This window comes from Bacillus cereus group sp. MYBK195-1, from assembly GCF_051916605.1.
GTDB classification, from domain to species: domain Bacteria; phylum Bacillota; class Bacilli; order Bacillales; family Bacillaceae_G; genus Bacillus_A; species Bacillus_A cereus.
Map to the genome: position 1 here is coordinate 146,611 of NZ_JBQAGZ010000002.1, position 15,439 is coordinate 162,049.

The following is a 15,439-nucleotide window of genomic DNA, read 5'->3' on the forward strand; positions in this document are numbered from 1 at the left end:
TTAAAAATATAAATATTTTATTAAAAATTTTAACAAAAAAACAAAAAACTATATTCACAATTGTTATATTATATGTATAATGAAAATTGTAGAAACTTGGAGATTATTCTTTCAATTCTACTTTTTAACAAGTGAGGGTACAGGAAGTGCAATTAGGGGAGGCAACACAACATGAAGAAAAAGATACCGTTATTACTTGCATCGACTTTAACTGCAAGTATGTTGCTGGGTGCGTGTAGCTACCAAAAAGATGACGCAAAAGCAAAAGGGAAAGAAAACGCTACGAGTAGTAGTAACGGAAAGCAGACTCTTAATTTAACAGAGTTATCTGAAATTCCGTCAATGGATGCATCGCTAGCATCTGACTCTGCATCTTCTACAGCATTAAATAATACGATGGAAGGTTTATATCGTATTGGCAAAGATCAAAAGAGAATGCCTGGAGTTGCAGAAGATGTCGAAAAGCTAGATGATGGGAAGAAATACATATTTAAATTAAGAAGAGATGCGAAATGGTCGAATGGGGAACCTGTAACAGCTAAAGACTTTGTGTATTCATGGAAAAGAGCAGTAAATCCAGATACAAAAGCAACGTATTCATACATTATGTTCGATATTAAAAATGCAGAGAAAATTCATAAAAAAGAATTACCTGCTGACCAATTAGGTGTAAAAGCGATTGATGATTATACACTAGAAGTAGAATTAGACAATCCCGTTCCTTACTTTATCGATTTAACAGTTTATCCAGTATTTTACCCACTAAATGAAAACTTTGTAAAAGCACAAGGTGATAAATTTGGTTTAGAGGCAAATACAACATTATATAACGGTCCATTCGTTATGAGTGATTGGAAACATGAACAAAGTTTCCAATTCAAGAAGAATCCTTCATATTGGGATAATAAAACGGTTAAAATCGAAGAAATCAACTTTAATATTGTAAAAAATACAGCAACTGATGTAAATTTATATGAGACAAACGCGATTGATCGAGCGGCTTTAACGTCTGAATTTGTTGATAAGTTTAGAAAAAGCCCAGAGTTCCAAACAAGAAAAGAGGCAGGGGTTGCTTACTTAAGATTTAATCAAAGTAATCAGTACTTAAGTAATAAAAACTTAAGAAAAGCAATTTCAATGTCCTTTGACCGTGATAACATTGCAAAAGTTATTTTAAATAACGGCGCAATTGGAGCTTACGGATTTGTTGGAAAAGATTTCGCTGAAAGTCCAAATAAAAAAGATTTTCGAGCTGAAAATGGAAAGCTAGTTGAAACAAATCCAAAAGAAGCAAAAAAGCTTTGGGAAACAGCGAAGAAAGAGCTTGGAACTGATAAAATCGAACTAGAATTCTTAAACTTTGATAATGAAGATGCTAAAAAAGTTGGGGAATTCTTAAAAGGTGAGATGGAAAAGAACTTACCAGGTTTATCAATTAAAATTAAACAGCAACCATTCGCACAAAAAAATAAATTAGAAGATTCTCAGCAATATGATATTGCGTTTGGTATTTGGGGACCAGATTTCCCAGATCCAATCTCATATTTAGATATGTTTGTTACGAATGGTTCTCAAAATAAAACAGGGTATTCTAATCAGAAATATGATGAGTTAATCCTAAAAGCTAAAACAGACACAAAAGATTTACAAGCTCGCTGGGACAACCTTCTAGAAGTAGAGAAGATGTTAATTAAAGAGGATGCAGTTATCACTCCAATCTTCCAAAAAGGTTCAGCGTATGTAGTAAAAGGTGCCGTAAAAGATATTATCCCAATTAACTATGGTGGTAAATTAACTTACAAATGGGCATCTGTTGAACAAAAATAATCTTTTTTTCCATCGTTTACAAGGGTATATGCCTATGATGGGCATATGCTCTTATTTTAAAAAAATAAAAGTAAGAATATTTTAAACTATCTTATTGCTTTTGAGAAAAACGGGGAGGTGCTTGACTATGGGACGTTATGTATTAAAACGTTTCGTGTACATGGCTTTGACATTATTTTTAATTACTACAATGACTTTCTTTTTGATGAAATTACTTCCGGGTTCTCCGCTTAAAAACCAGGAGAAGCTATCACCGGCACAAAAAGAAATCATTCTTGAAAAATACGGATTGAATGATCCGGTACCAGTTCAATATGCACGTTACTTAGGTAACTTAGCAAAAGGTGATTTAGGGGTATCATTCCAATATGATAACCGCCCAGTAACAGACATGATTGTGGATCGTATTGGACCATCAGCCCAATTAGGTTTACAAGCGATTATATTAGGAACATTTATCGGTTTAATTTTAGGTATTGTTGCCGCACTTCGTAATAATACGTGGGTAGATTATAGTGCAACAGTTATTTCGGTACTCGGAATGTCGGTACCATCATTCGTATTCGCCGCATTACTGCAATATTTCGTAGGGGTAAAACTTGGCTGGTTCCCAGTAGCATTCTGGAAAGGACCAGAGTTTACTGTAATGCCTACAATTGCATTATCGATGGGAGTTATCGCAACAATCGCACGTTTCTCTCGTGCAGAATTAATTGAAGTTATGCAAGCCGATTACATTTTAACAGCGAAAGCGAAAGGAATTAGCCAAGGCGTTATCATTGTCAAACATGCACTTCGTAACGCGTTAATTCCAGTTGTAACAATTTTAGGACCAATGGTTGCGGCATTAATTACAGGAACACTTGTTATCGAGCAAATTTATGCTGTACCAGGACTTGGGGAACAATTCGTTAAATCGATTACTTTAAATGACTATACAGTTATTATGGGAACTACGATTTTCTATAGTGCGATCTTCATTTTAGTTATTTTCATTGTCGATATTTTATACGGAATTATTGATCCTCGTATTCGTTTAGCGGGAGGGAAAAAATGATGAAAGATGTACAAAAATTATCTCCAGATTTATTTCAACAAGCCAATCAAAATAATGTTGATAATGAAGTCATTGCCCGTCCAAGCTTAACGTTTTGGCAAGATGTAAGAAGACGTTTATTCCAACATAAAGGTGCGATGCTTGGCCTTGTATTGTTAGTTATCATTGCGCTATTAGCGATTTTTGGACCGATGGTAAGTAAACACTCGTATAAAGAGCAAGATTTAGGTCGTGCGAAATTACCACCAAAAATTCCAGTTATTGAAAATGTTCATTGGTTACCATTTGACGGTACAGATCAATATGGTGTTGACCAATATGAAAAACGTGATATTAAAGAGTACTTCTGGTTTGGTACAGATGACCTTGGCCGTGACTTATGGACAAGAACATGGGAAGGTACACGCGTATCATTATATATCGCTCTTTTAGCGGCAGCAATTGACTTAGTAATTGGGGTTGCATACGGAGGTATTTCAGCATTCTACGGCGGTAGAGTAGATAACATTATGCAACGTATTATGGAGATTATTAACGGTATTCCATACTTAATCATCGTTATTTTAATGGTAATCATTATGGGATCTGGTATTTGGTCAATTACACTTGCGATGGCGATTACAGGTTGGATAGGGATGTCGCGTATTGTTCGTGGACAAATCTTAAAGTTAAAAAACCAAGAATATGTATTAGCATCTCGTACATTAGGTGCAACAAATACACAATTAATTGTGAAACATTTAATTCCAAACGTAATGGGACCTATTATCGTAATGACAATGTTTACAATTCCATCAGCGGTGTTTGGTGAAGCGTTCTTAAGTTTCATCGGTTTAGGAATTCAGCCACCATTTGCGTCACTAGGTTCTCTTGTAAATGATGGTTATAAATCTATTCAAACGTATCCGCATATGATGTTCATCCCTGCGGTTGTCATCAGTATATTAATTTTAGCGTTTAACTTAATGGCAGACGGATTACGCGACGCGTTAGATCCAAAAATGCGTAAGTAAAAGAGGGGAGAGGCAAAGATGAAAACATTGTTAGAGGTAAAAGATTTACAAGTCTCCTTTGATACACATGCAGGTGAAGTACAAGCTGTACGCGGCGTTACTTTTGATTTGAAAAAAGGAGAAACATTGGCGATTGTAGGAGAATCTGGTTCAGGGAAATCAGTTACTTCTAAAGCGTTAATGGGATTAATTCCGAATCCTCCTGGACGCATTAAAAATGGTGAAATCGTATTTGAAGGTCGTGACTTAACAAAATTAACAGAAAAAGAAATGCAGCAAGTACGGGGTAAAGATATTGCGATGATTTTCCAAGATCCAATGACATCATTAAACCCAACGATGACAATTGGAAATCAAATTATGGAAGGTCTAATTAAACACCAAGGGATGAGTAAAGCAGATGCACGTAAAGTTGCTTTAGAGTTAATTGACCTTGTAGGTATTCCAAATCCAGAAGCTCGTTTAAAACAATATCCTCACCAATTCTCAGGTGGTATGAGACAGCGTGTAGTTATTGCGATGGCGTTAGCTTGTAACCCGAAATTATTAATTGCCGATGAGCCGACAACAGCGCTAGACGTTACGATTCAGGCGCAAATTTTAGAACTTATGAAAGACATTCAGCAAAAAACAGAAGCAGCAATCATTTTCATTACGCATGACTTAGGTGTAGTAGCAAACGTTGCGGACCGAGTGGCAGTTATGTACGCTGGTAAAGTGGTTGAAATTGGAACTGTAGATGAAATTTTCTACAATCCGAAACATCCGTATACTTGGGGTTTAATCGCATCTATGCCAAGTTTAGATGGTTCAGAAGAAGAATTATATGCAATCCCTGGAACGCCTCCAGATTTATTGAAGCCGCCAAAGGGAGATGCTTTTGCACCACGTAATCCGCAGGCACTGAAAATTGATTTTGAAATGGACCCACCTTTATTTAAAGTAAGTGATACGCACTATGCGGCAACTTGGTTACTTCACGAGCAAGCTCCAGAAGTAAAACCGCCGGCAGTCGTTGAAAAACGCATTCTTCAAATGAAAGCAGGTGAACAACATGACTAAACAACGTGAGAAATTAATTGAAGTAAAAAATGTAAAGCAGCACTTCGACGTGAGTGGTGGTGTTGTCAAAGCGGTTAATGATATTTCATTTGATATTTACCGCGGAGAAACATTTGGTCTTGTAGGAGAATCAGGTTGTGGTAAATCGACAACTGGAAGAACGATTATTCGTTTATATGATGCAACTGCTGGTGAAGTGTTATTCGATGGTGAAAATGTACATGGTAAAAAATCACGCGCAGAGCTGAAGAAATTCAACCGTAAAATGCAAATGATTTTCCAAGATCCATATGCATCATTAAACCCTCGTATGACAGTAGGGGATATTATTGCAGAAGGTATCGATATTCACGGACTAGCGAAAAGTAAAAAAGAGCGCATGGACCGTGTTCATGAACTATTAAACACAGTTGGTTTAAATAAAGAGCACGCAAACCGTTTCCCACACGAATTCTCAGGTGGACAACGTCAGCGTATCGGTATCGCTCGAGCGCTTGCTGTAGACCCAGAATTTATCATTGCCGATGAGCCGATCTCAGCACTTGACGTATCGATTCAGGCGCAAGTTGTAAACTTACTGAAAAAGCTACAAAAAGAAAAAGGTTTAACATACTTATTCATCGCCCATGATTTATCAATGGTAAAATACATTAGTGACCGTATTGGTGTAATGTACCGTGGCCAAATCGTTGAGTTAACAACAAGTGATGAATTATATGCGAATCCAATTCATCCATATACGAAATCACTATTATCAGCGATTCCACTTCCAGATCCGGATTATGAGCGCAATCGTAAACGTATCGTATATGATCCATCACAGCATAATTATGGTAGTGAAGCACCAACAATGCGTGAAATTCGCCCAGGACATTTCGTACTATGTTCTGAAGCGGAGTACAAGAAATATAAAGAGATTTATCAATAAGAAAAAGAGCCATTCTTCTGTTATGGAAGGATGGCTCTTTTTCTACTATATAAAAGAATTGTATACATTTGTCGGTCAGTCGATATATTTAAGGAATCGCCGATATAAATCTCATGTATCATTAGTGATATCCATATGCAAAATTACTGAACTTGAACAGAAACATTCTCCTCTTGTTCTTCAGGTTTAACAAGGGCATAACGCTCCCACGCTCTACTTTTCCAGCGGAAGAACATAATAATGGCACGTGTCCATTCGTCGATGGCGATTGCTAGCCAAATACCAACGAGACCCATATCTAAATGAAAGGCGAAAAAGTAACCTAGTGGTAAACTCATTAACACCATAGAGAATGCACCGATTAAAACAGGATATTTTGCATCACCAGCTGCACGAAGCGAATTAATGATGACGATGTTCATCGTACGTCCCGTTTCAAGTAGTACACTTAGTAAAAGAACACTTGCGCCTAACCCGATAATGTGCGGATTATCTGTAAATAGTCCCATTAATTGTGTACGGAATATAATAACGAGAGCGACCATACATAAAGTTACACCAATTGCCCATTTTACACTTTTCCACAAGCGTTCGTATGCTTCATCCTTTTCGCCACCACCAACGAGGCGGCCAATAATAATGGCTGTTCCCATACCAATCGCAATTGCAAATAAATAAGTGAACATGGAAATGTTAGTAGCGTATTGTCTAGCAGCTAATGATTCCGTTCCTAAGTACGTTGCGTAATAAAGGAAGACGATTTGACAAGCTTGATACATCACTTGTTCAAATGCAGATGGAATGCCAATTTTTAAAATTTTCCCAATGTATTCTTTGGATAAAGTGAAGTAATATTGTAATTTCACACGATATTCCATAACGCGGTATAGTAACCAGAAGAAAACAATAAGTGCGATCAATCGACTGATAGCGGAAGAAATTGCAGCCCCTTGTACACCGAGCTCAGGGAAACCAAATTTCCCGAAAATGAGTACGTAGTTTCCAGCGATATGAATCATATTCATTCCGAGTGAAATAAACATCGCTTGCTTTGTAAAACCGTGTACACGGATAATTGCGGCTAATGAGTTAATAATAGCTTGTAGGAAGATGGCTCCTCCGACGATAGATAAGTAGTTTTGCGCATACGTTAGTACATCGCCTTGTAAGTTCATTGCGAGCATCATATGTTTCGAAAATAAAAGAAAACCAGCGCTTATAACGAGCCCAACTATTAAATTTAATGTGACGGCTAATGCTGATATTTTAGATGCTTCCATAAAGCGTTTGGAACCGAGGTATTGAGATACAACGATAGCAGCGCCGTTCCCGATGACTTCTAATACCAAAATCGCAATATGAAGATATTGATTCGCTGCACCAACCCCAGATACAGCATCGTCTGATAATGCACTTAACATGAAAGTATCAGCGATCCCCATTAACATAAAAAGAAAAACTTCTAGAAAAATAGGCCATGTTAATAAGAATAAACTTAATTTCTCAGTAGGCCCGTTTTTTGCTTGAATTGCTGCCATGTCCGTCCCCTCTTTACCGATATCTATTTTTAGCAAAATGTATCGTAACATACTTTCTTAACCTTTGCACTCATTTTAGCCTACATATTTTTATTATGAAGAGAGTGCTATTTTATGATAAAAACAAAAGGATAATTATACATAAAATATTATGAGATATAAAATTCATTTTTATCTGATAATTTAGAAGAGTGTAAAAAATGTTATTTTTAACACTTTAGTAAGAATAATCAGCAATATGAAACGTTTACAAAGGTATATTTTTTAACGGAAAATTTTAATGAAATAGAAATATAAATATACAAAAAATATATTTGTGTGTATAATATGAATTATTAGAACATATATATATTTCTTTTTGTTTGAAAATGAAAGGGTTAACATTTTTTTGGAGGGTGGAAGTATGAAAAAAAAGATACCAGTTTTTGTAGCATCAACAGTAGCGATGAGCATGATGTTAGGGGCATGTAGCTATCAAAAAGATGAATCGCAAGCAAACGCTAAAGGGGATAGCGGAAAAAGCGGCGCGAAGCAAGTTATTAACTTAATTGAAACACAAGAAATTCCAACGATGGATCCAGCGTTATCAGCTGATGCAGTTTCTTCAAGAGTAATGACTAATACGATGGAAGGCTTATACAGTTTAGGAAAAGATGATAAGCTAGTTCCTGGTGTAGCGAAGGAATTCAAAAAATCAGAAGATGGTAAAAAATATACATTTAAATTACGTGAAGACGCAAAATGGTCAAATGGTGAGCCTGTGACGGCAAAAGATTTCGTATATGCATGGCAAAGAGCGATTAACCCAGATACAGCTGCGAAATCAGCGTACATTATGTATGATATAAAAAATGCAGAGAAAATTAATAAAAAAGAGATGAGTCCGGATCAATTAGGGGTAAAGGCGATTGATGATTATACATTAGAAGTGGAATTAGATAATTCAATTCCATACCTTGTAGATTTAATGGTATATCCAATCTTCTATCCTGCGAATGAAAAGTTTGTGAAAGAGCAAGGTACGAAGTTTGGTTTAGAAGCGAATACAACGCTTTATAACGGGCCATTTACACTAAGTGATTGGCAACATGAACGTAGCTTTAAAATGACAAAGAGCGCGTCATATTGGGACAATAAAGAAGTAAAGATTGAAGAAGTAAACTTTAATATTGTAAAAGATACATCTACGCCAATTAACTTATATGAAACAAATGCAATTGATCGAGCGTCGTTATTAGCGGAGTTTATTGATAAATATAAAGGAAAACCAGATTTCCAAACAGTAGAAGATACATCTGTATTCTTCCTTCGTTTAAATCAAAAAGATCCAGCTTTAGCAAATAAAAATATTCGTAAAGCAATTTCACTTGCTTTTGACCGTAAGCCATTCGTGGATACATTATTAAATAACGGTTCTAAGCCAGCGACAGGATTAATTCCTGATAACTTCATTAAAGGACCAGATAAAAAAGATTTCCGTGCTGTAAACGGGGATATTGTAAAACCAAACGTGAAAGAAGCGAAGAAATATTGGGAAGCTGGTAAAAAAGAACTTGGTAAAAATGAAATCGAATTAGAATTATTAAATGAAGATGTAGAGTTATCAAAGAAAACTGGTGAATATTTAAAAGGTGAATTAGAAAAGAATTTACCAGGTTTAACAGTGAAAATTAAACAACAACCATTCGCACAAAAACTAAAATTAGAAGATGCGGGCGATTATGTCATGTCATTCTCTGGATGGAGTGCGGACTTCCCAGATCCAATTACATATCTTGATATGTTTGTAACAGATGGGTCACAAAATAAGATGAAGTACTCTAATCCAAAATACGATGAAATCATTATGAAGGCGAAAAAAGATGGAAGCGATGTAAATGCTCGTTGGAAGAACTTATTAGAAGCAGAAAAAATGTTACTTGATGATGCTGCGATCGTTCCAGTATATCAACGTGGTAGAGCATATTTACAAAGAGATTCAATTAAAAATATGTATAACCATAAATATGGCGGCGATTTAAGCTTTAAATGGGCTTCAGTAGAGAAATAAGAAAAAAAGCAGGTGATCACCTGCTTTTTTTAATACGTTCGTTTCTTATAAATGCCTTTTCCGCCAACTTGGTTCCAGCCAGATTGTACATCCAAACTTTTGTTAACAAACTTCATTTTTTCTTTTCCACCAAAGAGCTTTTCGCCGATGCTATTTGTAATGACACCAATCAATGCTGTTATTCCGATGATGAGGGCAGCAACCGTAATAAAATCAATAAAAAAAGCAATCATTTGAAAACTCCCCCTTTGCCTGTCTGTATGTTTATTGTATGAGATAAAAAATGAAAAAGAAAGAAATGTCAGAAAAATATTTAATTTACTTTAGAAATCATGTAGACAGGAGGGAGGATATTTGTTAAAATAAGAACAAATGTTCCTTTTTATTCTCATTTGTATAGTCTTACATTTCTTAATTGATTTATCAAGAAAAAGTAAGAAAACGTTCTCTTTTTCATAGGGAAGATTATAGATAAATAACTATATTATATGAAAAATCTATGGGAAGTGAGTAGTAAAAGGGTTGAAAGTTATTGTTAAAGTACAGCTGAAATGAGCGTAATCATGTTACATAGCAGTGAAATACACGGGAGAGTTTTCTCAACTAGCAGGAAATTTACTGTATATTTCTTGCAAAATCTATTGTATAATGATTATAGAAGTTACTTATTAAAAGTAATTGTTGTTTATTATAAGTTGTTGCTTACATGAAATGTGATTTTTGTACTTTTCAATAAGACAAGTTATCACGAAAAATTGCTGAAGTTAGAAATTAAAACTGTATTTAGTACAGAATTTGTACTCTTTAAGGAGAGTGAGCTTTGTATGGTAACATTATATAGTTCTCCAAGCTGTACGTCTTGTAGAAAGGCGAAATTATGGCTAGAGGAAAATCATATTCCCTATACAGAACGTAATATTTTCTCAGATCCATTAACGATTGAGGAAATTAAAGAGATTTTACGTATGACAGAAAGCGGAACGGATGAGATTATTTCTACTCGTTCGAAAGTTTTCCAAGAATTGAATGTAAACTTAGAGTCTTTACCACTTCAAGATTTATATAAGATGATTCGTGACTATCCAGGGATTTTACGTCGTCCAATTATGATTGACGAGAAACGCCTTCAAGTTGGTTACAACGAAGACGAAATTCGTCGTTTCTTACCACGTACAGTAAGAACGTTCCAATTACGTGAAGCACAACGTCTTGTAAATTAATTATAATAATATGAAAACCTTCTACCTATTATATAGTAGAAGGTTTTTTTTAATGTTTCACATTGCGTAATCGAACTTGTTGTACAATAAAGCCGATGCATAAAATAGTGAAAATGAACAAATAAGGAATGCTTGCAGTGAAACTTGGATTGTTATGAAAAAAGGTTGCAAGTCTGTCTTCATGTGTAACCATTTTTCCTGCAGTATAGGCAAGAATTGCTGCACCGCAATAAATGAGGAATGGAAATCGCTCCATAAGTATTAAAATAAGTTTGCTGCCCCAAATAATAATCGGGATAGAAATGAGTAAGCCGATTATGACGAGTAAAAATCTCCCGTGAGCTGCACCTGCAATGGCAATAACATTATCAAACCCCATAACGAGATCCGCGAAAACAATTGTCCGCACAGCTTGAAATAAAGTTGTTTTTCCTTGAATAGAAGAAAGATCGTTGCTATTATCGGTTAATAAATTGACTGCAATTAATGTAAGTAAAACCCCGCCAATCAATTGTAGAAATGGAATGTCGAGTAAATAGACAGCTAGTATAGTAAGGACAATTCTTAGTACAATCGCTAAAAGAGTACCGATCAAAATAGCCTTATTTCGTTTCGATTCAGGTAAATTTCGGCTAGCTAGTGCGATGACGATTGCATTGTCACCACCTAATACAACATCGATACCGACAATCATTAGTACGGATGTTAAAAACTCTAAGTCCATTCGTCTGCCTCCATTTATGATGTTTTAATAAGCGAACTATATGTATGTGATGAAGAAAGTTGTTGTTAAATAATCTCTTCTAATAGAAGTTTCACTTTATTACAGTGTACGGGGGAATGTGGAAATGTATGTCCAAATTTTTTGTAAGTAAGAAATCGCTATAATAATATATTTACGTAGTTGATCGAGTAAAGATAGGCATATAACTATTTTTGTAAAATAAATCGATTTTATTTCCATTCTGGAGAATCTTATCATAAAATGAGAGTACAAGAATCTATTGATTTGTCATATGAGTGGGGAATCCCTTCATAACAATTCTAAGCAGGAAGGGAGAGTTGTATTTTGGATATTGAAAGAATTAATGATCATACGATGAAATTTTTTATTACGTACATTGATATAGAGGATAGAGGATTTAATCGTGAAGAGATTTGGTATGATCGCGAACGAAGTGAAGAGCTCTTTTGGGAGATGATGGACGAAGCTCGTGATCATGACGATTTCTTTATTGATGGACCGTTATGGATTCAAGTGCAAGCAGTCGATAAAGGGATTGAAGTACTTGTCACGAAAGCAGAGCTTTCAAAAGACGGGCAAAAGCTGGAACTACCGATAGGGGTAGACAAAATTATAGATATTCCTCTAGATGAAGGCATCGAATCATTATTCCAACAAGAATTAGTTGAAGAGGTAGAAGAACAAACAGGAACAAACTTTAATGAAGATGGTACGTTTGGCTTTTTAATTAAGTTTAATGATTTTGAAGATGTCATCTCATTAAGTCATCGTCTTATCTTTGAAGATATAAAAGATGAGCTGTATTCATTTGAGAACCGCTATTATGTATATGTGGAATTCGATGAAGTGCTACATGATGAAGAAGAAATCGATCGTATTTTAAGTATTATTTTAGAATATGGGGAAGAATCAACTTTAACAATTCATCGTGTAAGTGAGTATGGAAAACAAATTGTGAAAGAGCATGCTCTTGAAACGATTCGCAATAATTTTCCTGCTAAAACGTAGGCCGATTTCTGTAGTATGAAATCGGCTTTTTATATGAAGAATAGGAAAGCTTTCTTAGTTAGGAGGTAAGAGATGAAAAATACGTTAAAGCTGATTTTCTTTATACTGCTATTGTTCGCATTATTTGTTTCGTTACGTATGTTTATTGATGTAGCATTTTATTCAGATGTGATTGGGATAAAAGATGTTTCGATTTTAGGTATTATCAGTATTTTATTTACAGTATCTGCGTTTTTAATTGGTTGCGTTATTTTCTTAGAAAATCGACATCCATCTAAAACACTTACATGGTTAATTGTTTTAGGAATTTTTCCGGTATTTGGCTTCTTTGCTTATTTATTATTTGGACAAAATTTTCGGAGAAAAAGAATGTTCCAAAAGAAGGCGTTACTTGATGAACAGGCGTTTTTACAATATAAAGGGCATGAAGATTACGAAGAACGAATTTTACGCAATCATAAGCATCAAGAACTGTTATTTCGTTTAGCGGATCGATTAGGTGCTTTAAATATTTCATTTCAAACTGAAACGAGGACATTAACAAATGGAGATGAAACGTTTCGGGCTATTTTAAATGGGTTAAAACGAGCGAAACATCACATTCATATGGAATATTACATTGTGCGTGATGATAAGTTAGGAACAGAAATTAAAGATATTTTAATACAAAAATCGAAAGAAGGCGTTGTTGTTCGCTTTTTATATGATGCGGTTGGAAGTTTTAAGTTATCGAAATCGTATATTGAAGAATTAAACGATGCAGGTGTAGAAATGATTCCATTCTTTCCTGTGCGCTTTCCGATTTTAAACGATAAAATTAATTATCGAAATCATAGGAAAATTGTTGTGATTGATGGGAACGAAGGGTTTGTAGGCGGTTTAAATATCGGTGATGAGTATTTAGGGAAAAATAAATATTTTGGCTTTTGGCGAGACACACATTTATATTTGCGTGGTGAAGCTGTACAAAGTTTACAGCTTATTTTCCTTCAAGATTGGTTTTATATGACTGGGGAGGCTGTGCTAGCCCCTGAATATTTACAAGCAAAAGCAGTTGAGGGTGATCATTGGGGAGGAGTGCAGCTAGTTGCAGGTGGCCCCGATAATAAGTGGGAAACGATTAAGCATTTATATTTTGCAATGATCGCTTCTGCTCGAAAATCTATTTGGATTGCAACGCCGTATTTTATTCCGGATGATGATATTTTATCCGCATTAAAGGTTGCTGCACTTGCTGGTATTGATGTTCGTTTATTAATGCCGAGTAAACCGGATAAGCGGACTGTCTTTTATGCATCGAGATCGTACTTCCCAGAACTTTTAGACGCAGGAGTAAAGATATATGAATATGAAAAAGGTTTTCTTCATAGTAAAGTTGTCATCGTCGATTCTGATTTAGCTTCAATTGGGACAGCTAATATGGATATGAGAAGTTTTCATTTGAATTTTGAAGTAAATGCCTTTTTATATGATACAGAGAGCATTAGAAGACTTGTTCAAGACTTTAAAGATGATTTAGAAGAATCAAGTGAAATTCATGTTGATCATTTTCATAAAAGACGTCTTCATAGACGAATTGTTGAATCAACGTACCGCTTATTATCACCTTTATTATAAAAAGAGATGTCCGAAATTGGGACATCTCTTTTTTTAAAAGGAATTTGTAACAAATTGTAGAATATAAGGAGCTGAAAGGGTGTGATTACGATATTTATCGCTAAAAGAGAAAACGGAGAAAAAATTCATTTACTCTATAATTGTAATGAAGAGCTTTTGCGCCGTATGCGTCAACAAGAACGATTCTTTTGTGTAGCTTGTGGAAAGGAAGTGCAAATGAAATTAGGGAAACAAAAAAGTTGGCATTTTGCTCATAAAAAAGTGAATTCATGTCTTGCCTTTTATGAAGCGGAATCAACGTATCATATGCATGGTAAAGAATTGTTATATAGATGGTTTAAGCGTCAAAACTTTCAGGTGGATATAGAGTACTACCTTCCAGAAATTAAGCAACGACCAGATGTTTTTGTAGAGAGGGCGGGCAGAAAAATTGCAATTGAATACCAATGTGCAAACCTCGCTATAGAGCAGCTGTACAAAAGAACATATTCGTATTGGCAAGCTGGTATACAGGTCATTTGGATCGTTGGTGGAAATCAATTAAAAAGGCAATCTGCATATTGGATGAAATTTTCCTCACTTATGGCTTTCTCCTTACAATCTTATCCTCAGCCACTTCTTATTTTCTTCTGTCCGAAACAAAAATCATTTATGAAATGTGCATTTGTCACTCCCTTTTCTACAAATGTCTTTTTCTCACATACTATATATTTACCAACTGATACGACTACTTTTGAAATTCTTTTTTCTCCCGTGCCTTTCGGGAAAGAAAGATTGGGTGAAGAGTGGAAGAAGAGAAAGAACTACTTCCGCAAAAATGCCCTGCCGATTTGGAATTATAATTATAAGTCATTATTACGCCTCTTATATCAATTTAAATGTACCCCAGCAAGCTTTCCTTCTGAAATTGGTGTTCCACTCCCTTCTGCATTTGCTTTACAAACAAACCCATTTATATGGCAAGCTTTCCTATATATGAAGTGTGTAGGGGAGCTTGCAGTAGGAGAGTGTATTTCTCTTCAATACGTGTGTAGTTATGTAAAAAGGTATACGAAAAGGCGGATACTTCCGTACTTTTCAAAGCACATATGGAAAGTGGCAGTTACTGAATATATGACATTTTTATGCTATATAGGTGTTTTGCGTAAAGTGGGAACTTATACATACCGGAAAATAAGGGATATCGTGATGTTAAAAACAGAGGAGGAAATTATGAAACATGATGAGATTTGCTTAATACATGCGCTATCTTTATTTGAGGTGAATTTTAACATGAGAGGAGGAAAAGGGGATATAATAAAGAATGATTGTGAAGGAATTACATAAGAAAAAAACGAATTGTACTTAAGTAGAGATATTTAAAGGAGGGCTTAA

13 protein-coding genes are annotated in these 15,439 nt (G+C 35.2%); 10 read left to right on the forward strand and 3 right to left on the reverse strand.

Annotation, left to right across the window (positions count from 1 at the left end; genetic code table 11):
- Nucleotides 1-171 precede the first annotated feature (171 nt).
- From ACTFRY_RS10370 to ACTFRY_RS10390, 5 genes are all read left to right on the forward strand, one after another.
- Nucleotides 172-1,827: a peptide ABC transporter substrate-binding protein gene (locus tag ACTFRY_RS10370; protein WP_098616868.1), complete on the forward strand. Its 1,656-nt coding sequence runs from the start codon at nucleotides 172-174 to the stop codon at nucleotides 1,825-1,827.
- 127 nt (nucleotides 1,828-1,954) lie between these two features.
- Entirely contained in the window at nucleotides 1,955-2,884 is a 930-nt protein-coding gene (gene opp3b, locus ACTFRY_RS10375) for an oligopeptide ABC transporter permease (protein WP_000534172.1), read from the forward strand.
- Nucleotides 2,881-3,897, forward strand: a complete 1,017-nt coding sequence (gene opp3C / locus ACTFRY_RS10380; protein WP_000974106.1) for an oligopeptide ABC transporter permease — start codon at nucleotides 2,881-2,883, stop codon at nucleotides 3,895-3,897. The genes opp3b and opp3C overlap by 4 nt, the downstream gene beginning before the upstream one ends.
- Nucleotides 3,898-3,915: 18 nt before the next feature.
- Complete coding sequence (locus ACTFRY_RS10385; protein WP_000854346.1) at nucleotides 3,916-4,959, forward strand: ABC transporter ATP-binding protein; 1,044 nt, start codon at nucleotides 3,916-3,918, stop codon at nucleotides 4,957-4,959.
- Nucleotides 4,952-5,887 carry an ABC transporter ATP-binding protein gene (locus tag ACTFRY_RS10390; protein ID WP_000166348.1) on the forward strand — a complete coding sequence of 312 codons (936 nt, stop codon included), beginning with the start codon at nucleotides 4,952-4,954 and terminating at the stop codon, nucleotides 5,885-5,887. The genes ACTFRY_RS10385 and ACTFRY_RS10390 overlap by 8 nt, the downstream gene beginning before the upstream one ends.
- Nucleotides 5,888-6,030: 143 nt before the next feature.
- On the opposite strand, the gene ACTFRY_RS10395 is transcribed toward ACTFRY_RS10390, so the two are convergent.
- On the reverse strand, nucleotides 6,031-7,476 hold the full coding sequence (locus ACTFRY_RS10395) for an MATE family efflux transporter (protein ID WP_016117419.1): 1,446 nt from the start codon (nucleotides 7,474-7,476) through the stop codon (nucleotides 6,031-6,033).
- Between the two features lie 352 nt (nucleotides 7,477-7,828).
- Between ACTFRY_RS10395 and ACTFRY_RS10400 the strand changes: the two genes are divergently transcribed.
- Entirely contained in the window at nucleotides 7,829-9,475 is a 1,647-nt protein-coding gene (locus ACTFRY_RS10400; RefSeq protein WP_000727249.1) for a peptide ABC transporter substrate-binding protein, read from the forward strand.
- Between the two features lie 29 nt (nucleotides 9,476-9,504).
- Here the strand turns inward: ACTFRY_RS10400 and ACTFRY_RS10405 are convergent, their stop codons facing one another.
- The gene (locus ACTFRY_RS10405) at nucleotides 9,505-9,708 is read right to left on the reverse strand and encodes a hypothetical protein (protein ID WP_000559971.1); all 204 of its coding nucleotides are present in this window, start codon (nucleotides 9,706-9,708) and stop codon (nucleotides 9,505-9,507) included.
- Nucleotides 9,709-10,299: 591 nt separating this feature from the next.
- On the opposite strand from ACTFRY_RS10405, the gene spx reads away from it, so the two are divergent.
- Entirely contained in the window at nucleotides 10,300-10,695 is a 396-nt protein-coding gene (gene spx / locus ACTFRY_RS10410) for a transcriptional regulator Spx (RefSeq protein ID WP_000258267.1), read from the forward strand.
- Between the two features lie 49 nt (nucleotides 10,696-10,744).
- Here spx and ACTFRY_RS10415 read toward each other — a convergent pair whose 3' ends face one another.
- Nucleotides 10,745-11,419, reverse strand: a complete 675-nt coding sequence (locus tag ACTFRY_RS10415) for a TerC family protein (protein ID WP_000362615.1) — start codon at nucleotides 11,417-11,419, stop codon at nucleotides 10,745-10,747.
- 345 nt (nucleotides 11,420-11,764) lie between these two features.
- On the opposite strand from ACTFRY_RS10415, the gene mecA reads away from it, so the two are divergent.
- From mecA to ACTFRY_RS10430, 3 genes are all read left to right on the forward strand, one after another.
- Nucleotides 11,765-12,448, forward strand: coding sequence for an adaptor protein MecA (mecA, locus tag ACTFRY_RS10420; protein WP_000350716.1), 684 nt, complete (start codon nucleotides 11,765-11,767; stop codon nucleotides 12,446-12,448).
- A gap of 72 nt (nucleotides 12,449-12,520) precedes the next feature.
- Entirely contained in the window at nucleotides 12,521-14,065 is a 1,545-nt protein-coding gene (locus ACTFRY_RS10425; RefSeq protein WP_000799195.1) for a cardiolipin synthase, read from the forward strand.
- Nucleotides 14,066-14,146: 81 nt separating this feature from the next.
- Nucleotides 14,147-15,391 (forward strand): competence protein CoiA, encoded by a 1,245-nt coding sequence (locus ACTFRY_RS10430; RefSeq protein ID WP_000628326.1) that lies wholly within the window; start codon nucleotides 14,147-14,149, stop codon nucleotides 15,389-15,391.
- Nucleotides 15,392-15,439 lie beyond the last annotated feature (48 nt).

What these genes read in the sequence shown, in the direction of transcription:
- ACTFRY_RS10370 (WP_098616868.1), top strand. Translation starts at nt 172, where the DNA reads ATGAAGAAAAAGATACCGTTATTACTTGCATCGACTTTAACTGCAAGT.
- opp3b (WP_000534172.1), top strand. Translation starts at nt 1,955, where the DNA reads ATGGGACGTTATGTATTAAAACGTTTCGTGTACATGGCTTTGACATTA.
- opp3C (WP_000974106.1), top strand. Translation starts at nt 2,881, where the DNA reads ATGATGAAAGATGTACAAAAATTATCTCCAGATTTATTTCAACAAGCC.
- ACTFRY_RS10385 (WP_000854346.1), top strand. Translation starts at nt 3,916, where the DNA reads ATGAAAACATTGTTAGAGGTAAAAGATTTACAAGTCTCCTTTGATACA.
- ACTFRY_RS10390 (WP_000166348.1), top strand. Translation starts at nt 4,952, where the DNA reads ATGACTAAACAACGTGAGAAATTAATTGAAGTAAAAAATGTAAAGCAG.
- ACTFRY_RS10395 (WP_016117419.1), bottom strand. Translation starts at nt 7,476, where the DNA reads ATGTTACGATACATTTTGCTAAAAATAGATATCGGTAAAGAGGGGACG.
- ACTFRY_RS10400 (WP_000727249.1), top strand. Translation starts at nt 7,829, where the DNA reads ATGAAAAAAAAGATACCAGTTTTTGTAGCATCAACAGTAGCGATGAGC.
- ACTFRY_RS10405 (WP_000559971.1), bottom strand. Translation starts at nt 9,708, where the DNA reads ATGATTGCTTTTTTTATTGATTTTATTACGGTTGCTGCCCTCATCATC.
- spx (WP_000258267.1), top strand. Translation starts at nt 10,300, where the DNA reads ATGGTAACATTATATAGTTCTCCAAGCTGTACGTCTTGTAGAAAGGCG.
- ACTFRY_RS10415 (WP_000362615.1), bottom strand. Translation starts at nt 11,419, where the DNA reads ATGGACTTAGAGTTTTTAACATCCGTACTAATGATTGTCGGTATCGAT.
- ACTFRY_RS10425 (WP_000799195.1), top strand. Translation starts at nt 12,521, where the DNA reads ATGAAAAATACGTTAAAGCTGATTTTCTTTATACTGCTATTGTTCGCA.